Below are 18243 nucleotides of genomic sequence, written 5' to 3'. Positions count from 1 at the left end.
TGCCCTCTTGGGCGAGGTAGTCGAGGTCGGTCGCGACAACGCCAAGCTTAAAGTCGGAGACCGTGTGGTCGTGCCGTTCACGATCTCATGCTGCGAATGCTCGATGTGCCGGCGCAGCCTGTTTTCATTGTGTCAGCGGTCGAATCCTTCCGGTGCCAAGCAAGCCGCGCAGATCGGATGTCCAACCGCTGGGTTGTTTGGCTATTCGGACATGTATGGCCGCTTTCCGGGCGGCCAGGCGCAGTATCTGCGAGTGCCCGATGCCGACGTCGGCCCAATCAAGGTCCCCGAAGGCCCAAGCGACGAACAGGTTGCTGTTCTTGAGCGACATCTTTCCGACCGGCTACATGGCTGCGGAAAACTGCGACATCAAGCAGGGCCAAACGATCGTAGTCTTCGGTTGCGGACCCGTGGGTCTCTTCGCCATAAAGTCCGCGTTCCTTCTTGACGCCCAGCGCGTCATCGCCATCGACACCGTCCTGGAGCGGCTCGCGCTGGCTCGGGAGGCCGGAGCCGAGACACTCGATTACACGGATGAGAACCTGCACCGTCACCGTGGGAGCCACGCCAGCAAACACTGGGGCGATGAACGCGATGAGAACGCCGATGAAGCCGTGTCCAACACAGCTTCCAAGTAGAACGGGATAGACAGAGAAATGACATCGCCTAGTTCTGAACGCCGTCGCGGCTCGGCTGGGCGGGCGTACTTTTGATGCTTAATTGATTGTTCTCACTTTTGTCGATCGTTGTCGACTGCGGGGTCTGACCGCCCGGCGCCGTATCCGCTGGCTTTGCGCTCGGGTTGCCCGATGCGCCTGGCGCGGAAGTGGACGTTGCAGATTTGTCTGGATCGATATGCCTGCCCCACATTTCAACGCCGAGCCATCCAAGTGCGGAAAGGACCAACGCAGCCACAAGTACGATGAGCACCGACTTACCCAATGCAGCTTGTCTTGCTTCTGTAGGCGCAAGCGGCGTTACCTGCTCGTTTTTGATGGTTGTCATTGGGTCGGACTTCCTCGGTGCTATTGCCCGCCACTACGGGGAGATGGGATTCGACATCGCAAATGGCTGCGAGAGCGGCCCGCGGTGGGCGGACTGCTCTCTTTTCAACGCTATTATTTGCTATTCTTATGGCTCTGCTCGCCAGCTTTTACATGCTGCTCATGTGAGCCGCCACGCGTACCGCCCGATTCGCTTTTGGAATCCGATCCGGAGCCGGAAGCTTTTTTCTGATCGGCGTGCGATCCGCCACGCTTGTCGTCGGATCCACTCTTCGAATCCGAATCCTTATGGCTCTGCGATCCTGTCTTCGAATGCTGATCGGATGAGCCGCTTTGATTGGCCATTGTGTTTCCTCCATGAGGACCATGATTGGCCTCACTCGACAACCAGCTCGTCTATGCATTGTTCCTCATAAAAGTGGATGCAGTCGAAAAGATCGCAGATCAGGGCTTCGACAGGCAGAGCACAACTAGCTCCATGGTGAAGAGGAGTGCCGAAATCGATGGCCGCCAACACGTTTGAGAAACAGCGCGGTCTTCGATGCAAGCTTGGCTCTCATACAGCTCGGAAGAGCATGAGCCAGCCAGACGGCGAACAAGGATTCGCTGCGCGGTACTCATGACCGAGAAAAAGACGCACTGGTGGATGAAGTGGATTCGGAGATTGCACCTATTGTTCGCTCGGCTGAAGCGCATCGACCGGGTCGTTGCCTCTATCGGAGGTCTCCGTTCCGTATGGCAAGCTTCCCGGACCTGCGCCGGTTATCGCAGCCACATTTCTGAATGCCGGCCAAATCTTGATTTGACATTCGCCGCCAGAACTCTTCATCACAACCCGCGTCGATCTGCCTCGGTAGGCGAGGTCATCTTGTCAGTCGAGCGATGAAAAAGCCGAGATATTGCCGCCGCGATCATTATCAGGTCTCTCTCGATTGAGGGGCCAGAGCGTGGTGTCGTCGGCCTCACGGCTTTGCGAACGGCTGCCGCCGCCTGGCTTGCGTCCGCGGCCCGCCCATCCTTCCTTGCGCAAGAGTTCGTGACCTTTCGTCGGCTGCAGCCGGAGCCGTGCCCATTTTGGGTATTTTAATCGTAGTCCAGTGGGCCGCCTTGGTTCACGTCGCTGTCTTCAAATGAATTCTTCGACATTGCGTGCTGCCTAGTTGCGTCGAAAATTTCAGACGGCTGTTTTGATTGCCGTACGCCGTGCGCATCCTGGAATGCGGTTCTCACGACCACGCCTGACGGCGGCTAAATCAGTGGGCTTGGCGAACCCTCTGATTCACAGCGGTTGAGTTCCGTTGCAATCTCCAAGGCGTCGTCCTTGCAGAGCTCTACGAAATCGCGTCCAGCCGACGCCGCTGGCAGATCCGTCATACGGTCGATGACCTGCCATGTTCCGTCGAACTCCAGTGCTTGGTAGCGTCGATCAGTCAGTTGGCCATCCGTAAGGGTAGCGTTGGCTTTATAGGACATGGGTCACGACCAGCGCTACGACAATCAGTCCTGCAGATGCCGCCGCCAGGGACCACAACACTGCCTTTATACGGGGATTGGTGCGGATCCGTGTGGGCAAGTCCGGAGGAGGCGGTTGTCCGCCCTGAACGCGAGTATCAAGATATCTGGCCATGAAAAGTCTCCTGTTCGAAGTGGTAACGTCCCATCGGCCATGCCGTTCCCGCAGTCGAGGACGCGTTCGACAAAGCCAATCCACTGCAGATGGTGACCGTTTCCAACAGGCCGGAATCGGTCAGCTGAAGGGCCGCGCACTTTATGTGTGTATTTGCTAAAGAATTTCGCCTAAACCTGCCTGACAGGCTCTTCGGTGCTGTGCTGATGGGCCGTCGACCTAGTGGTGACCGTCGCCGCTTTGCTTGCCACGATGCTATGGCTCACAGCGTTATGCTCGGTGACCGACCTTTGGCCCGACGCGGCGGGCTGCCTAAGATGCCTTCGGTATAGGAACTTTAGCACATCGGGCGGATTAACGCTTTGCAATGAGGATAGTGAATGTACAAAGTGCTCGTGGTCGAAGACGAGCATTCCGCCTGACCGTCATTGATGTTCTGGAGGAGGCTGGCTTCGTGTGGGAAGCGGGTTCAGTCGATGCAGCGCTCGAAATTGTCAACGCGCAGACCAATCATCTGCTGTGTAACCGATATCCAGATGCCGGGTCGGCTTTCGCGCGTCGATCTTGCGAATATCGTTGCCCAGCGTTTCCCGGAGGCCGGCATTATCGTCGCATCGGGGCGGCTGACATCCAACGAAGTCGATCTCCCTCCCAGGGCCGAGTTTTTCTCGAAGCCATATGATTTCGCAAGGATCGTCGCGCGTCTGCAGGCCTAAAGATCGAAGATCGACTGTGTGATCGACCTCACGTTGTTGTTCGTACCGGATTGATGACGTGATGTATCCGGTAAAGAGGAATCGCTCGTACCATAAAAGGCTGGCGCCCGACGTTGAAGGAACAAGCCCATGAAGATCGAGACAGGAACCGAAAAGATTTCATCGAGAGAACGGTTTCTCGAAGCGATCGTCCAGAGCGCGATCGATTATGCGATCATCTCGATGGACTTGGACGGCTTAGTGACATCCTGGAACGAGGGCGCTCGCCGCATCCTTGGCTGGAGTGCAGATGAGATGGTTGGCAAGCCGGCGACAGCGTTCTTCATCCAAGAGGATCGCGAAAAGGGATTGCCGCAGAGGGAAATGACCTCTGCACTGAGCGCTGGAAGAGGAAGCGACGAACGCTGGCATTTGAGGAAGGATGGCACAACCTTCTGGGCCTCAGGTGAAATGATGGCGCTGCGCGCGGAAGACGACGTCGTGATTGGCTTCATCAAGATCCTTCGCGACAGGACGCAGGAGCGGGACCAGGCCGACAGGCAGCGTCTTTTGATGCACGAACTCGGCCATAGGATGAAGAACACCCTCTCCGTGGTGCAGTCGATTGCCACGCAGTCTCTTCGCAATGCAACCTCCCTCGACGACGCCTCGGAAAAGCTGCAGGCTCGAATCGCAGCTTATTCGAAGGCTCACGACATTCTACTTCAGAAGAACTGGGTTAGCGCGACGCTTGGAAACATTGTCGAGGCTGCGAGGGTGAACATCGGCATGGAGGGAAGCGGCCGGATACAGGTGGAAGGACCCGACGTCGAACTGGGACCCCAAGCCGCGCTTTCGTTCTCTCTGGTTCTGCATGAGCTTTTGACGAACGCATGCAAATATGGAGCTCTATCGAATGAAGAAGGGATGATCCATCTGTCGTGGACCATAGAACACCGCAGGACAGAAGATTTCCTTGTGGCCAAATGGCGCGAGACCGGCGGTCCGGCGGTAGCCCGACCCACCCGCAAGGGTTTCGGATCACGTCTCATCGTGTCGAGCTTAACCGCTTACGGTGAAGTTGATGTCTTGTACGAACCTCCTGGCTTCGTCCTCATGCTCGACGTGCCGTTGTCAAAGATTCAATTTCGCAGTGATCTCGCCCAGATCGAGTGACGCGGTCTCTCGCCGCGATGCAACAAATTGAGCATGGTCGGATCGGGGCTCACCCCAAACGGCTTCGCGTATGGGACTTGTAGTTCCCATAGGAAATTTGAACACGCGGATTCGGGCGCGGCATTAGCAGAGCGATGGTGGCTTATTTCATCGTAATCCCGAACTCGCGCTCTACTTCTACGCCTAGAAGGAGCACAATCATGGAAAATATTAGAGAATTTGCGACAAGCACAAATGGCGACCGATGGTTCTTGGGTATCGATCAGTTGACCAACAGAGAGGTGGTTGTTCACTGAGCAACCCATCATCCGGCGGTCATGAAACGATAACCTCCGTCGCCTCATTTTTAAATCAACGCCCTTTCGGCCCGGAGCATAAGGCCCTGGATATGTTGCTTGCGGATCGAAGGGCAACCGAGGACAAAGGGACTCCAACAAAGCCGGTCTGATACCTTTACGAAACCAGGAGGCCTCCCTATCCGTCACCTGTCTAGTTGGGCGCTGATAAGGTTTGCTACTTCTTCGATGGGCTCTTCGACTGCGACGAAGACGCCACCGTCGCCTCCGCCACCTGCAAGATGGATGCCCGTCCGGTTCGGATCCTGGCGAATGTAGATCACCATCTTCGGATTGATATAAATCGGATACGAAGTCGAGGATTTGAAGGTCAGCTTAACGAGTGCCATGAAATACCTCCCAGTGCGGATTGATCACAGTTGCTCCGTAACGTCTCTTTAGCAAGCGCTAGCAAGTTGCGACCTCCTTCTAATTCTTCGGGGACGGGTTCTCTTCAGGTCCGTTTAGCATTTCCATTCCTTTCTGGCGGCCGAACGCGGGCCACGTTGCTAGAGGTGGGAACGGAACCATTCGATGGCGGCTCCGGACGCGTTCGATTTCGCGGTCGGGGGATCGAAGTGGCCGCCCTTGAGCATCACGAGGCGCTTAAGTGGAAATCGAGAAGATCAGCCATTGTGCTATTCCTTTGTATTCGATGCCTGGAGGAGGGCAGCCGCCGCGTTGGCAATAGCTTCGTCTTGATCGGGTGTGCCTCCGCTAACGCCCAGTGCGCCGTGTAGAACGCCATTCACCACAAGAGGCAGTCCGCCCTGCAGGATGACGTATTGGCCGCCGCCGACGCTGTTGACTGAGAAGAGCGGCTGGCCGAGCTGGATCAGGTGTACGAACGCGGAGGAGGGCGCCTGGAAGGCACGTGACGTGCGCGCCTTGCCAAGTGCGAGGTCGAAGGTACCCATCCGAGGTGGGCCGCGGGACTTGAAGTCTCGCGCGTGGTAGCCTGGCAGAATGGAGATCGACGAGAGGACAAAATCGACGACGCGGTCCTGGCACTGTTATGGCTGACGCTCCACAACGAACGTTGCGCCTGGAAGGGGTTTGACTGGGCGACGACGGATCGGTTGCATGAGAAGGGACCGATGTGTGATCCGGCGAACAAGTCGAAGTCGCTGGTCCTGACGGACGAAGGTCCACGGCGTTCGGAACTATTCCGCCGGTTGTTTACACGGTAAAATCCAGTTTCGGCTTTCACCCACAGCCCAGTGTTCAGGTTTTGCGTCGCGCTTTTCGGACCCATTTTGCAGCCAGGTCATCGACGGCTTTGTTGAGCTGCGAGAAGTTGGCGGCGGCGGGATCATAATCGCTGCTGCCCCACCATTCGAGGATTTCGGCATGTCGCTCGTGCGCCGGGTCCGCAAGCGCCTCGCAGAACTCCTGATAACCCCATGGACCACCAACGTCTTCGGGCGGGCAGTTTCCCGTTGCTTCGAGGAGCATCGGTCCTTCCGTGCCGACTGCAGGAAAGGTGCGCTCGATCTTGATGCTGTGTTCCCAACCGTCGCCAAAGTCGTAAAGGTATTTGAACGATTTCGCACCGGTGTCCTGGACTGCCGACAGCAGCGAGACCCTGCGGGCATCGATCGGACCATCCCCCCATTCCTCGTCCGGCAAACCAAAGCCGACGTCACGCATGCGGAATTCGTAAAGGTGGCTGTTGGTCCAGCCCATCGCCGCCTGCAATACCTCGTGCAGCCGACTGAGCCTGATGGTGAACGGCACAACAACGCGCCGCATCACTATCGGCTCGACATGATCGAGGGTGACCTTCAGGCGGACGACGGAAGCCACCATCGTCAGGCCGCCAGCATGACGGTTGCCGGCGATGCGCGTTTCCACTCCCAGGGCAGCAGTTCGTACAGGCGCGTGACAGGATGGTCGGCGATGCGAGCCAGGACATCGGCAAGCCACGCCTTTGGGTCGACATCGTTGAGGCGGCAGGTGGTGATGACGGTCAGCATGACAGCGGCACGATCGGCCCCACGCTGGGAACCGGCGAAGGTCCAGTTCCGTCTTCCCAATGCGACACTTCTCAGCGCCCGCTCGGCTGCGTTATTCGTGAGACAAACTCTCCCGTCTTCGAGGAAGAGGGCAAAGCCCTCCCAGCGCTTGAGCATGTAATCGATCGGCTCGATGACCTCGGACGATCTGCTGAGCGTGGCGCGTTCCTTCGTCAACCACTCGTGCATGTCATCGAACAGTGGCTTGCTCTTCTCCTGCCGCACAGCCAGTCGTTCTTCGGCGCTCAAGCCGTTGATCTGCCGCTCAATCTCGAACAACGCGTCGAACCGTTTGACGGCCTCAAGCGCGATCGGCGAGATCGGCTTGCCCTTGCGTTTGCGATCTCGCGCACTTTTCTGGATATCGGCCAGCTCAAAGAATTTCCGCCGCGCATGCGCATGGCAAAAGGCGAAGGTGATCGGGACCTCTTTCATTGCGGCAACAGCGATCGGCTCGAAGCCATTGTAGCAATCGCTCTGGAGAATGCCGCCATACTCGGCCAGGTGCTTCTGCGGATGTTCGCCGCGGCGGTCACTCGAAGCATAGTAGATTGCCGCCGGCGGCGCTGTTCCCCCAAACGGCCGGTCATCGCATACGTAAGTCCATATGCGTCCGGTCGTGCATTTGTCTCTGGCCTGAATGGGAATGGTGGTGTCATCACCGTGAAGACGCTCGGCCGCAAAGACATGCGCCTCGATCAGATCGAAGACAGGCATGAGAGCGGCTGTTGCGTACCCGACCTGGTCGGCCAGCGTCGAGGTCGAAAGATCGATCCCCTCGCATTTAAACCGGGCACTTTGCCGGTTGAGCGGGCTGTGCATGCCGAACTTGTCGAACAGGATCGTCGCCAGCAGATGAGGACCGATGAAGCCGCGCGGCGTGGCATGGAACGGTGCTGGTGCCTGGCTGATGCCTTCACAGTCACGGCACGTGAACTTTTCCCGCACCGTCTCGATCACCTTGAACCGGCGCGGAATCTCTTCCAGCGTCTCGGTGACGTCCTCGCCCAGCTTCGACAGGCGTGAGCCACCACAGCAGGCGCAAGTCGTCGGCGGCTCGATGACGATACGTTCGCGCTCGATATCGTCCGGCCATGGCTTGCGCACCGGTCGTTTGCGCGTGAACGAACGTACGCTCGAGGTTTTGGCGCTTGCTGCCTGTGCCGCACCTCGTCCTCCGTCGCCGCCGTCACGAGTTCCTCGAGCTGCAGTTCCAACTGGTCGAGCAGGCGCGCCGTGCGTTCAGAGCGCTGGCCTCGCAACTCGCGCCTGAGCTTCTCGATCTTCAATTCCAGAGCAACGATCAGCGCCTCGTTGTCAGAGAGCATCGCCTGCGCATTGGCCGCTTCCGCAACTGCGATAGCGTGTTTAGCCTGCAAGGCTTCATGCTCGCCAAGCAGCGCCAGGTAAGCGCCTACAACATCCGCAGGAAGATCGACAGGCTTTGAGATCATGAAGCCATTCGATCAGATTTCCTCAGTATTTTCAATTGAATAATGCTAGCCGACCTTCGTCGGCCGCCAGGTTTCCTGAGGATGCCTCCAGTCGATCCCGGCCAGAAGATAACTGAGCTGTGCGGGTGATATCACTATCGCGCCGCCTTCCGCAGACGGCCAGACGAACCGGCCGCGGTCCAACTTTTTTGTAAAAAGGCAGCTCCCCTGGCCGTCACTCCAGATCACTTTTATCAGCGATCCGCTGCGACCGCGGAATACAAAAAGATTGCCGTCCAGAGGGTTCAGTTTCAGCACCTCCTGCACCCGCAACGCAAGCGATGGAAATCCACACCGCATGTCCGTATGGCCCGTTGCAATCCACACCCGCACATTTTGACCGGAAGGAAGCGTGATCACCGCAACGTCTCCAGACCCCGCATGATCCGCAGCAGCGCCTCAACGTCGACGCTGTCGTCCACGACCACACGACGGCCGTTCGCCGCGACAATCTCCATGCGGCCGGAAGGAGACGCCACCGGATGCTCCATCGCAGCAGGTGGAGTGACCTGCTTCGCTGGCACAAAAGTTTCCGGCATGACGAACGCCGGCACAAAACCATCGGCTTGTTTCTGGCCGTGCAAACCCTGGCGAACCGATTTGCGCCAACGGTTTAACAGCGAGCGGCTGATGCCGTACTGACGGGCCGTGGCCGATGCCTGGCCTCTCCCCGCAAAGCTTTCTGCGACAATCCGCAGCTTCTCATCCTCAGTAAATCGACGCCGCCGTCCGGTGTTGATCACCTCAAGACGGCTCACCCGAGACCCGCTGTCCCCTTCAAAAATCTCCATCTGTCCAACTGTCCTTATGCCTGGGAATAAGGACAGGGTCTGAACAGTTTTATCCAATATTCAAAGGCGGCCCCGCTCGGACGGATACGGTCGAAGGCACCAGCCCAAGCACCATCCATTCGTACCATTGCGACAAGATCGCCGCCGTCACCGAGGACGACGATGCTCGCCCGGGCGCCGATTTCGATCGCGTGGGTCTTCGCGGCGACGATCATTTCGCCGCGGCAAGATCTATGTTGTGCGACACGATCGTCCGATCCGGCGATCAAAGCGTTCTTGGTTTCTTGTACATTCGTGGCAAGTGAGCAGCGTTCAATTTGACAACTTGTCGACTGCTCAATGTCAGGTGCTCCCGATGCGAGGCCTCGTGCGCAGTCCCTTGCTTTTGAAGCAGTGCGGCATCCTCGCTGTCTTCGCGCCGACTTGGGCCTGTCCCCATGATGTGCTGGTAAGGCGCCAAGGATGAGGGGCTGCCTCAACAATGTCTTTGATCGTTTTCGGCTCGGCAAAGCTGGTCAATGCTTGCCCTGTCCCAACCTGACCGATCACTCTTCAAAAGGGGCGCCCTCCGGCCACGCCCGCGGATGCGGTATCGGCAACGCTCGGCCTCGCTCATGCTCATTGCACGTGCAAAAGTGTGCGGGTGACTTCTACAAAGATTTAGCCACTTCTAACCGGTTATAAAAAGTCCGCTGCCAGAGCTCATCTCTGGCAGCGGCCTTTCGCTGGATTGCCCCCAACCCAGCATTGCAACCATATCGTGAAATTGAAGTTTTGGGAACTACCAGTACATGGGGGTGAGCCAGGCACTCAGGGGGTGAACGCTGTGGGTGCGATTGGCGCCTGGCTCTGCTTGCAAAGGAGTACAAGCTATTCCCAACCTGTCGGCGCTCACATTGTTCCGGAGGAAACCCCGCCGTGCCGGAAGAAAGGGACGGTGAGCCAGGCTCTCCTCGGGATGGAACAGCGATGATCGAGCCTGGCTCTGCTCACATGGGGATGTAAGCGGTAATCAAATCTCCGCTGGGCGGGAAAGTTCCGCACCAAAAATGATCTGTAGCAAGATGGCGTGGGTGTTTCTCTTTCCGATCCGGCTTCTATGTTGAAAAACTGGATTTCCGATTCGATGGAGAGAGTGATTTGCCCAAAAATCGGCCTCTATTGGCTCAAATTGCAAGCATGGGACCGAGGTTGTCGGTAAATGGCGCACGCGAGCAGTTTGGCGCTCTATGCTATCGGCTGAACGAGGTGACCACAGCGCTTGAAGTGCTTTTGATCACGACCCGAGAGTCACGCCGCTGGGCAATCCCGAAAGGCTGGCCCATGGAGGGCAGATCCCCCCATCAGGTCGCAGAGCAAGAGGCGCGTGAAGAGGCCGGCGTTTGCGGTAAGGTATCGAAGAAGGCATTCGGCTATTTTACCTATCTCAAATGCCTCAGCGATGGCGAGAAGGTACCCTGCGTGGTCCAGGTCCATCTGCTGAAGTTTGAAAGGGCGTTAGACCAATATAGGGAGCAGGGGCAGCGCGAGCTTTTGTGGTGCTCCTGTTTTGAGGCGGCGGTTAAAGTTGATGAACCTGAACTGAAGGGGCTGTTCCGGCTGCTGCACGAACGCAAGAGCAAGCTGCGCCAATGACATCCCAGTGAGGTTGAAAGCTCGTAGCGGACGGCGAGAAACTGCCGGGATCACGCCGCCCGCCTGACTTGATCAGCAACGATCAGGCGGGTGCACTATGCATTCGAGGATGAAGCGAAACTGAAATCTGCTGTCGTAGAAGTTGGATATTTCGCCCATGCCGTGCGAAAACTGAAAGGCCTGTTTCGCCTGGTTTACGAACGCAGGACCAAAGTTCGGGTAGGCGAGCCCGATCTGGACCGAAAATGGGGTGGGGGTCTAAAGGTCATCGCGGTGTCTCCAGCGAAAATTCTTCAAGCGGTTCCGTGCTTTGGGTGTTCAAGCTGACGCTCCAGTTCAACGCTCTCGGTTGGACGATCGCCGCTTTTCAATTTGCGCCGAGCCTCCTCGATCTCCTTATTCGACGCGGTGACAGGCGCGCGGCGGTCGTCGGGAATGCCAGGGCCACTCTGGGCGATGCTTTCGTCCTTCGGGCGGTCGTTCGGGCCGTTTGTGATCTTGGACATCTTGCTCTCCTTTGTCGGACAACGCCGAGACCAGGATGGTGTTCCGGAGGGCGGTGAAGCGCACGGTTTTCGCTCCGGCGCGCCAAGTGTTGGAACGATGATGGAGATGGGAGGTTTAGGCTCCGAAGCCCTACCAAGGAGGAAGTCATGAGTGAGGAAGAAATCCGAAAGGCAGCCTATTGGAAGTGGGAGGACGAAGTTCGTCCCGAAGGCGCCCACGAGCGCCACTGGCTGGAGGCGGAAGAGGAACATCGCAACGCTGGAGGAATGCCGCAGACTATGCCCTCGGATCACAACAGCGGCGTGTCGGCGCCATCCGGCGACGACCTGGAAACGAGAACGCATAAGCTTGCCCAGGAATATCTGTCGCTTGGCGGCAGAAGATTGTCGAAGATCGATGACAACATCACCGATGTCCGGCAATGGGAAGCCGATCCCCCCGGCGGCCGAGGAATTCTGGCATAGCCGGATCGAGACGCTTCCGCTAGGAGATCGCAAGCAGGTCGAAAATCTTCTTCCAGGTATCAACGCGCGGTGAGGTCTGACGGTGACCGATTCGCTCGACCCCGTCCCGCCTAGTGTGTCCGGATGAGGCACAGCTACGAAGTCGAGCGGAGTGCGCTTGTCCTTTTCGGGCCGCCTTGAGCTGGGTGGCGAAGGACGTATCCGCTCGTGGGCATCCTTGAGGGCGTTTTCCTGATCGGAGTGGCCCTGCTTCGTGAAGTCCGCGCCCTGCAGCTTGTTCAGCATGTCCTGTTACGAGGAGTTCATCGCCGTCGGGATCTATCCTGAACCTTGCCACTTGAAACCAGACCCTTCAGCGGAAGCTTTGTGACAGCCAAACGTGAGCGATTTTCTGAATTCGATACCAAGGCGCAATGATGAAGCGCGAGCCCGGGAATCGGAACCGTGCGAAATGGAACTACCGGGAACTATGAGAGCGGTTTTCGCATTTCGACTCTCGATCGCGATCGAGAAGAGCCATGGCCGATAATCTTTCAAAATACCGCGCAAAACGTGATTTCAAGAAGACCGCCGAGCCCAGCGGCGAGCTGACAGTCAAATCTTCGAACCGCCGCCGCTTCGTCATTTAGAAGCACGACGCCACCCGCCTTCATTACGACTTGCGACTAGAACTGGACGGAGTCTTCAAATCTTGGGCGGTGACCAAAGGCCCATCACTTGACCCTCAAGACAAGCGGCTCGCGGTTGAGGTCGAAGACCATCCGCTCGACTACGGCGACTTCGAAGGCACGATCCCCAAGGGACAATATGGCGGTGGCACCGTCATGCTTTGGGACCGAGGTTATTGGGAGCCGGAAGGAAACAAGAGCCCCGCGCAGGCTTTGGCCAAAGGCGATTTCAAATTCACTCTGGAGGGTGACCGGCTTCATGGCAGCTTCGTGCTGGTCCGCATGCGCGAACGCGAGGGCGAAAAACGTACCAACTGGCTCCTGATCAAGCATCATGACGATTTCTCCGTGGACGAGGACGGGGCGGCCGTCCTGGAGGAGAACGACACATCCGTCGCATCCGGCAGAACGATGGAAGCCATCGCGGCAGGAAAAGGGAAGAAGCCAAAGCCCTTCATGACCGCAGGCGGCGTCGTCGAAGCGGACGCTGTATGGGACAGCAGTGAGGGGCTGGCGGCCGACGAGCGGAAAGCAGGGACCAAGGCGATGGTCAAACACAAGCCAAGAGAAAGGGCCGAAGCCTCTGTCATGCCGGATTTCATCGCTCCGCAGCTTTGCGAAACGCTGGATCGACCGCCTTCCACCGCAGGGTGGGTCCACGAAATCAAGTTCGACGGCTACCGCATTCAGATGCGCGTTGAGGATGGCAAGGTAACTCTGAAGACCCGCAAGGGTCTTGACTGGACGAACAAGTATTCTGCGATCGCTCGCTCGGGGTCGAGCCTTCCCGACGCCATTATCGATGGTGAGATCTGTGCCCTCGACGAGAATGGCGCCCCGGATTTCGCGGCTTTGCAGGCAGCACTCTCCGAGGGCAAAACCGATGATCTCGTCTATTTTGCCTTCGACCTGATGTGTGACGGCAGTAACGACCTAAGGCGGTTGCCGCTTTCCGAGCGAAAGGAGCGTCTTTCGGCTTTGCTGTCGGATGCTGCTGGCGACGATCCGCGTCTGCGCTTCGTTGAACACTTTGAAACGGGCGGAGATGCTGTCCTGCGGTCTGCCTGCAAGCTTTCGTTGGAGGGGATCGTCTCCAAGAAAGCTGATGCCGCCTACGAGTCCGGTCGGACGAAAATCTGGGCAAAATCAAAATGCCGGGCAGGGCATGAGGTCGTCATTGGCGCCTACGCCACCACAAACGGCAAGTTCCGGTCGTTGCTGGTGGGTGTCAATCGTGGCGAGCATTTCGTGTATGTCGGCCGGGTCGGGACCGGATATGGCGCGAGCGTCGTCGATAAACTGCTGCCACGCTTGAAAGAGATTGAGAGGCCGAAATCTCCATTCACCGGCATTGACGCTCCCAAGAAGAACCCGGACATCGTTTGGGTGAAGCCTGAACTGGTCGCAGAAATCGAGTTTGCCGGATGGACTGCCGACGGCCAGGTCAGGCAGGCGGCGTTCAAGGGACTTCGCGAAGACAAGCCTGCGAAGGAGGTCGAAGCCGAAAAGCCAGCCGCCCCCGCCGAAGCGAATGTCCCTGATCCCGAGCCAACGCGCGCGAAACCGTCGGGGCTGCGTAAGGGCGCCAAGGTCGACGTGATGGGTGTCCTGATTTCGAGTCCGGACAAAGAGCTATGGCCCGACGCCGTTGGCGGTGAGCCGGTCACGAAAGTTGACCTGGCGCACTATTACGAGGCCGTGGGTTCTTGGCTCATCAATCATATCAAGGGGCGGCCCTGTTCGATTATCCGGACACCTGATGGCATCGGTGGCGAGCAATTCTTCCAGCGTCACGCGATGCAAGGGACATCCAATCTGATCGAGCAGGTAAAAGTGTCCGGTGACAAGCAGCCCTATCTGCAGATCGATCGGGTTGAAGGATTGGCGGCGATCGCCCAGATCGGCGGTACCGAACTCCACCCTTGGAACTGCGAACCAAACCAGCCGGAGGTTCCTGGGCGCTTGGTATTCGACCTGGACCCTGGTCCGGATGTCGATTTCGCGGCGGTGATCGAGGGCGCACGCGAAATCCGGGATCGCTTGGAGGAGCTCGGTCTTGTCAGCTTTTGCAAAACCACAGGCGGCAAGGGGCTCCACGTGGTGACGCCGCTGCTGGTGCCGAAAGGTAGGAAGCTCACATGGGATGAAGGAAAAGGTTTCGCGCATGATGTCTGCGTAGAGATGGCACGCGATAATCCCGACTTGTATCTCACCAAGATGTCCAAGGCCCAGCGCAGTGGGCGCATCTTTCTGGACTACCTGCGCAATGACCGCACGTCGACAGCGGTAGCGCCGTTGTCGCCTCGTGCGAGACCCGGAGCGACGGTCTCGATGCCGCTCAACTGGACACAGGTCAAAGCAGGGCTCGATCCGAAACGGTTCGCGATTCCGACTGTACCAGCCTTGCTCAAACAAAGCACGGCATGGGAGGACTACTGCGACGGCCAACGCTCACTTGAGCAAGCGATCACGCGTCTCAATAAGGGCAAGACGCGAGCAGCCCGGGGACAGATGCTTTGACAGGACTGTTTCTGTTTCGGTCCGATTTGCTGTGATAATGGCCATGCAACCCCTACCTTGTCGCGCCGAACAGGAATGCGATCGCAGCGACCATGGCCAGTGCCCGATTGGGCGTTCGCGGATGTTCTCGATGTCTCGCATCACGCCCGTCGACTTGCTGTCATTGACTAATGGGTCCTGGCCAACGTCGCTGTTGTTGATCCGCGATGCGACATCAAAGGCAACATCAGCACCAACACCCGTGAGCGCATCTATCATGTGCCCGGACAGAAATTCTACACTGAGACCGTGATTTCAACGGAAGAAGGAGAGCAGTGGTTCTGCTCAGAGTCCGACGCGCGAGCCGCAGGCTGGCGGAAGTCTAAGCGGCTAGTTGGCTACGCGAAGGATGTGGGTGACCGCTGCCCGAATTGTGAGCTCCCCCGGCACAGCGGCCTGACCTCGCCAAGAATCGAGGCCGCTAAGGTAGGTAGGCAGCGCCCTGATCTTTCAAGATCAGACCTTGGGCCGACGAAGGCTTAGGTCTCCGCAGGTTGGGAGAATTGGAGCGAGAACCGCAGTTCGAGGGTTGCCACTGAAGCATGGTCCTCGTTCTGAACGTCGATGGCCACCGACCCTCCATTTTCCAAGGGAATACCATCCGCTGCCATTTCTGTGAGGGCGAACTTGGCAGCTTCGAGGGCAGTGAGTAAATCAGGGTATTGATACGGCTCGTCATTGACGAAATCGCCATCACTATCGTGGATCAAAAAGTAAAACGCGGACATGGAATCTCGCCCATTGTTCGCAGCGATAATCTGTGAGCTTGGAAAAGGTTCAAATAAACCGGCTTCAAGCGCCATGTCTGGCTGTCTCCTGGGCCAAAATGTCGGAGAAGGCGACCTGATCAGCCTAATGGGAAACAGCGATGCGGATTGCTGCTTCCTGTCTGCGGCCGATTTGGCTGTTGGGGCACCCATTTGCTTCGCACCAATGGCAAACCGCGTTGATGAATGTCTCGATTTGGTCACTCTCAAGGGAAAGTAGGTTTAAGAGAGACATGTCCCCCTCCGCTTTGTTCGGGGGGAGCACATGAGCTCTCAAGCGGCCCAGCGGTGGATGCATAGGGACCGATGGCGAGGTAAATAGATAGCTCTTCAAAGGCGACAAGGTGGTTGCGGTACCAAATCTGTTAACGCTAGAGCCGCCGTCCTGGGTCTCTTGGCGAATTGGGAGCCAAGCGCTTAAGCTGTGGGTGCGATGGGCGCCTGGCTCTGCTTACAAAGGAGTGTAAGCTGTTCCCCAACCTGCCGGCGGTCAGATTGTTCCCGAGAAAAAGCCCCGCCGAAGCGGGGCAGACGATGCAGACGAAACGCAGAAGTAGAACATGCTAATTAACTAACCTCGACGGATGAAGCTCCATATCCTGGATGAATTTCGCGGGATCTGGGCGAATCAGGCACTCGTGGTGTGGGCTCGCGGCGGGACCCGGCTCATCTCACCCAATGGAGTGAGCGATTAGGGGAATTCCCGACGTATTGGTTCCAGAAGAGATCCCGCCGCAGTGGGGAATGAAGGGACGGTGAGCCAGGTTTCCATCTGGATCGCCTGGCTCCGCTCACATGGGGATGTGAGCGATAGTCAAATCTCCCGCGGGCAGGAAAGTTCCGCGCCCCCCGGCAAATCAAGACCGCCTATCGAAAACACGATGAACAATCGTCGGATGCAACCGGCGCACGATGAGCATTTTGAAATACGCATATTTGAGGGCCCAGACAAACCGGGTGATCGAGGGCTTCGCAGAGAACCAGAAGGCGATCTAGGCGACGAACGATCGCATCGATCGGGTGGTCGAGCCATTTGGTGGAAAGCTCGACACGGTGATTGAGAACGTCGGGAAACTCTTGACGCAAGTTTTCGTGCTATCGTCGAAGTTTGACGACATTCAAGACAAGCAAACCGGCAAGAAGCCTTTTGCACGCCCATAGTTCGGCCTGGCGTAGCTTGATATACCGGCTGCTAGAAGAGGCTTGAGTGACAACTCTATCAGCGATGGGGTACGGCGGCTAATCTCGGGGCACATCCTTATAAGGTTGATCTTGCGGATATTCTTCTTTGTTTGGGCCCTCGAATATGCTCGGATTCAATCTGAGCGTGCTACCTTGGAGGCCTTTGATCTTCACCATGATCCGCCAAGGGTTTTCGTCCGAAAATCGCATGTAGTAGGTGTGGATCACACCGTGGTCTTCCTCCGAGCCTTCTTCGTAATGCAACTGTACGAGCTCCTCGACCGTGATACCGAGTTCCCGTGCAATCAGTTCCGAATTCTGATCGACAAACATTGTCTTCTTTCTGAATCTCACAATACAATAGATAGGTAGCGTCGGCGGAGTTGAGGGGATGAGTCTGGTCGCTATGCCCATTCCCTCAGGTTCTCAGAGCTGAGCCAGATCTGCAAACAGGCTAAGTGCTCCCCCGAGTTCTTTATGTCGCGTGGCGGCGGCACGTCTATGAAGCCGGCAAGAATTTTCATTCGTCAAGTGGCGTCCGCACCAGCATCCGGTGCACATCCAGTATGTCGGGCACGCCATCTGCCATCGTGTCTGCGGGTTTCAGCAGCTCGCCGGCGTTTCTTTCGGACCGATGATCGCCAACGTTTCCAAGCTCCTGATCCATATCTCGCATCGTGTGACCTGCCGTCTCCAGCAGGCGGCGCTTCTCGACGGTTGTCAACCGATCGATTTCATTGGCGGCGCGGTATAGCTCGGCGATAAGGTCGGTGATGAGCGTCACCGGAATTCCATCTCCAAACGAGCCGATGTCGTCGCCCTCACAGGAAACTCGGCTCCGTGGGTTCGCCCGCAGTCGTGACGACGCTTAATCCATACGCTTCGCAGGAGGCGACCATGATCGCCTTATTCGGTGCCGGGCGAGCAAGATGCTGTGCTTCCTCCCACGGCGCGTTCAGCCAGATATCCGTGTCTTCCTTGGTCAATAGCAAGACAGGCATTGCCTTCTCGTGGATGGGCTGGACGACCTCATTGGGGTCGGTGGTCAGGAACCCGTAGAGATCGTCTGTGGTCAGCCCGTCTTTGACCTTCGGACGCTCTGCCACTGAGGGACGTGGATTCCGGCGAAGAACATTACTTGCTTGCTTTCGTCTCGCGCAAACCATGCGTTTGGAACTCGGCCGCCAGGCTCTTGGCTGGCGGGATCGGGTTCAGCGAAACTTGTGACGGGGACCAGGCATCGATGCTCGACACCGAGCCAGCGTTTCCAATGGGGCAGATTGAGCTTGCGAACATTGGTCAGGCCCCGATCCGGCTCCATGCGA

The 18243-nt window shown here is 57.5% G+C and carries 17 protein-coding genes and 5 pseudogenes; 8 read left to right on the top strand and 14 right to left on the bottom strand.

All coding sequences use genetic code 11. The annotated features are described in order from the left end of the window. Nucleotides 1–7: 7 nt before the first annotated feature. Nucleotides 8–548, top strand: a pseudogene (locus tag DTW90_RS34460) (alcohol dehydrogenase catalytic domain-containing protein); the annotation flags it as partial. 118 nt (nt 549–666) lie between these two features. Here the strand turns inward: DTW90_RS34460 and DTW90_RS34455 are convergent. From DTW90_RS34455 to DTW90_RS37445, 3 genes are all read right to left on the bottom strand, one after another. Then, a complete protein-coding gene (locus DTW90_RS34455; protein ID WP_149344413.1) occupies nt 667–1005 on the bottom strand; it encodes a hypothetical protein in 339 nt (112 codons plus the stop codon). A 113-nt stretch (nt 1006–1118) separates the two neighbouring features. After that, entirely contained in the window at nt 1119–1349 is a 231-nt protein-coding gene (locus DTW90_RS34450; RefSeq protein ID WP_149344411.1) for a hypothetical protein, read from the bottom strand. Between the two features lie 1117 nt (nt 1350–2466). Continuing rightward, nucleotides 2467–2631, bottom strand: coding sequence for a hypothetical protein (locus DTW90_RS37445; protein WP_165928046.1), 165 nt, complete (start codon nt 2629–2631; stop codon nt 2467–2469). A gap of 536 nt (nt 2632–3167) precedes the next feature. Here DTW90_RS37445 and DTW90_RS34440 point away from each other — a divergent pair. Continuing rightward, a complete protein-coding gene (locus DTW90_RS34440; RefSeq protein WP_149344407.1) occupies nt 3168–3347 on the top strand; it encodes a hypothetical protein in 180 nt (59 codons plus the stop codon). A gap of 129 nt (nt 3348–3476) precedes the next feature. Further along, a complete protein-coding gene (locus DTW90_RS34435; RefSeq protein ID WP_149344405.1) occupies nt 3477–4502 on the top strand; it encodes an HWE histidine kinase domain-containing protein in 1026 nt (341 codons plus the stop codon). Nucleotides 4503–4983: 481 nt separating this feature from the next. Here the strand turns inward: DTW90_RS34435 and DTW90_RS34430 are convergent, their stop codons facing one another. Both DTW90_RS34430 and DTW90_RS34425 read right to left on the bottom strand, forming a co-directional pair. Further along, the gene (locus tag DTW90_RS34430; RefSeq protein ID WP_149344403.1) at nt 4984–5187 is read right to left on the bottom strand and encodes a hypothetical protein; all 204 of its coding nucleotides are present in this window, start codon (nt 5185–5187) and stop codon (nt 4984–4986) included. 288 nt (nt 5188–5475) lie between these two features. Then, nucleotides 5476–5754, bottom strand: coding sequence for a heme-binding protein (locus DTW90_RS34425; RefSeq protein ID WP_149344402.1), 279 nt, complete (start codon nt 5752–5754; stop codon nt 5476–5478). A gap of 33 nt (nt 5755–5787) precedes the next feature. On the opposite strand from DTW90_RS34425, the gene DTW90_RS34420 reads away from it, so the two are divergent. Continuing rightward, complete coding sequence (locus tag DTW90_RS34420; protein WP_149344400.1) at nt 5788–6027, top strand: DUF6429 family protein; 240 nt, start codon at nt 5788–5790, stop codon at nt 6025–6027. Nucleotides 6028–6061: 34 nt separating this feature from the next. On the opposite strand, the gene DTW90_RS34415 is transcribed toward DTW90_RS34420, so the two are convergent. From DTW90_RS34415 to DTW90_RS34400, 4 genes are all read right to left on the bottom strand, one after another. Next, nucleotides 6062–6646 (bottom strand): plasmid pRiA4b ORF-3 family protein, encoded by a 585-nt coding sequence (locus DTW90_RS34415; protein ID WP_149344398.1) that lies wholly within the window; start codon nt 6644–6646, stop codon nt 6062–6064. A 2-nt stretch (nt 6647–6648) separates the two neighbouring features. Continuing rightward, a protein-coding gene (locus DTW90_RS34410; RefSeq protein ID WP_149344396.1) for an IS66 family transposase occupies nt 6649–8306 on the bottom strand; the annotation gives its coding sequence in 2 pieces (ribosomal slippage) (nt 6649–8021 and nt 8021–8306; 1659 coding nt in all). Nucleotides 8307–8351: 45 nt separating this feature from the next. Further along, the gene (gene tnpB / locus DTW90_RS34405; RefSeq protein WP_210251461.1) at nt 8352–8705 is read right to left on the bottom strand and encodes an IS66 family insertion sequence element accessory protein TnpB; all 354 of its coding nucleotides are present in this window, start codon (nt 8703–8705) and stop codon (nt 8352–8354) included. After that, a complete protein-coding gene (locus tag DTW90_RS34400) occupies nt 8702–9136 on the bottom strand; it encodes a transposase (RefSeq protein WP_149344394.1) in 435 nt (144 codons plus the stop codon). The genes tnpB and DTW90_RS34400 overlap by 4 nt, the downstream gene beginning before the upstream one ends. 1179 nt (nt 9137–10315) lie before the next feature. Between DTW90_RS34400 and DTW90_RS34395 the strand changes: the two genes are divergently transcribed. Then, nucleotides 10316–10771, top strand: a complete 456-nt coding sequence (locus DTW90_RS34395; protein WP_149344433.1) for an NUDIX hydrolase — start codon at nt 10316–10318, stop codon at nt 10769–10771. Nucleotides 10772–11064: 293 nt separating this feature from the next. On the opposite strand, the gene DTW90_RS34390 is transcribed toward DTW90_RS34395, so the two are convergent. Further along, complete coding sequence (locus DTW90_RS34390; RefSeq protein WP_149344392.1) at nt 11065–11277, bottom strand: hypothetical protein; 213 nt, start codon at nt 11275–11277, stop codon at nt 11065–11067. A gap of 147 nt (nt 11278–11424) precedes the next feature. On the opposite strand from DTW90_RS34390, the pseudogene DTW90_RS38115 reads away from it, so the two are divergent. From DTW90_RS38115 to ligD, 3 pseudogenes are all read left to right on the top strand, one after another. Continuing rightward, nucleotides 11425–11514: pseudogene (locus DTW90_RS38115) on the top strand (DUF2934 domain-containing protein); the annotation flags it as partial. A 93-nt stretch (nt 11515–11607) separates the two neighbouring features. After that, nucleotides 11608–11815: pseudogene (locus tag DTW90_RS37945) on the top strand (hypothetical protein); the annotation flags it as partial. 445 nt (nt 11816–12260) lie between these two features. Beyond that, a pseudogene (gene ligD / locus DTW90_RS34380) lies at nt 12261–14930 on the top strand (DNA ligase D). A 518-nt stretch (nt 14931–15448) separates the two neighbouring features. Here ligD and DTW90_RS34375 read toward each other — a convergent pair. From DTW90_RS34375 to DTW90_RS34360, 4 genes and pseudogenes are all read right to left on the bottom strand, one after another. Continuing rightward, nucleotides 15449–15772 carry a hypothetical protein gene (locus DTW90_RS34375; protein WP_149344390.1) on the bottom strand — a complete coding sequence of 108 codons (324 nt, stop codon included), beginning with the start codon at nt 15770–15772 and terminating at the stop codon, nt 15449–15451. A gap of 1203 nt (nt 15773–16975) precedes the next feature. After that, nucleotides 16976–17251, bottom strand: coding sequence for a hypothetical protein (locus DTW90_RS34370; RefSeq protein ID WP_149344388.1), 276 nt, complete (start codon nt 17249–17251; stop codon nt 16976–16978). 187 nt (nt 17252–17438) lie between these two features. Further along, nucleotides 17439–17702 carry a hypothetical protein gene (locus DTW90_RS34365; RefSeq protein ID WP_149344386.1) on the bottom strand — a complete coding sequence of 88 codons (264 nt, stop codon included), beginning with the start codon at nt 17700–17702 and terminating at the stop codon, nt 17439–17441. A 37-nt stretch (nt 17703–17739) separates the two neighbouring features. Continuing rightward, a pseudogene (locus DTW90_RS34360) lies at nt 17740–18243 on the bottom strand (SOS response-associated peptidase); the annotation flags it as partial.

Source organism: Neorhizobium sp. P12A, from assembly GCF_008365395.1.
GTDB lineage: Bacteria > Pseudomonadota > Alphaproteobacteria > Rhizobiales > Rhizobiaceae > Rhizobium.
This window is presented reverse-complemented; position numbering and strand designations above follow the sequence as displayed.

Coding starts and splice junctions, on each gene's coding strand:
- DTW90_RS34455 (WP_149344413.1), bottom strand. CDS start 1,005: ATGACAACCATCAAAAACGAGCAGGTAACGCCGCTTGCGCCTACAGAA.
- DTW90_RS34450 (WP_149344411.1), bottom strand. CDS start 1,349: ATGGCCAATCAAAGCGGCTCATCCGATCAGCATTCGAAGACAGGATCG.
- DTW90_RS37445 (WP_165928046.1), bottom strand. CDS start 2,631: ATGGCCAGATATCTTGATACTCGCGTTCAGGGCGGACAACCGCCTCCT.
- DTW90_RS34440 (WP_149344407.1), top strand. CDS start 3,168: ATGCCGGGTCGGCTTTCGCGCGTCGATCTTGCGAATATCGTTGCCCAG.
- DTW90_RS34435 (WP_149344405.1), top strand. CDS start 3,477: ATGAAGATCGAGACAGGAACCGAAAAGATTTCATCGAGAGAACGGTTT.
- DTW90_RS34430 (WP_149344403.1), bottom strand. CDS start 5,187: ATGGCACTCGTTAAGCTGACCTTCAAATCCTCGACTTCGTATCCGATT.
- DTW90_RS34425 (WP_149344402.1), bottom strand. CDS start 5,754: ATGGGTACCTTCGACCTCGCACTTGGCAAGGCGCGCACGTCACGTGCC.
- DTW90_RS34415 (WP_149344398.1), bottom strand. CDS start 6,646: ATGGTGGCTTCCGTCGTCCGCCTGAAGGTCACCCTCGATCATGTCGAG.
- DTW90_RS34400 (WP_149344394.1), bottom strand. CDS start 9,136: ATGGAGATTTTTGAAGGGGACAGCGGGTCTCGGGTGAGCCGTCTTGAG.
- DTW90_RS34395 (WP_149344433.1), top strand. CDS start 10,316: ATGGGACCGAGGTTGTCGGTAAATGGCGCACGCGAGCAGTTTGGCGCT.
- DTW90_RS34390 (WP_149344392.1), bottom strand. CDS start 11,277: ATGTCCAAGATCACAAACGGCCCGAACGACCGCCCGAAGGACGAAAGC.
- DTW90_RS34375 (WP_149344390.1), bottom strand. CDS start 15,772: ATGGCGCTTGAAGCCGGTTTATTTGAACCTTTTCCAAGCTCACAGATT.
- DTW90_RS34370 (WP_149344388.1), bottom strand. CDS start 17,251: ATGTTTGTCGATCAGAATTCGGAACTGATTGCACGGGAACTCGGTATC.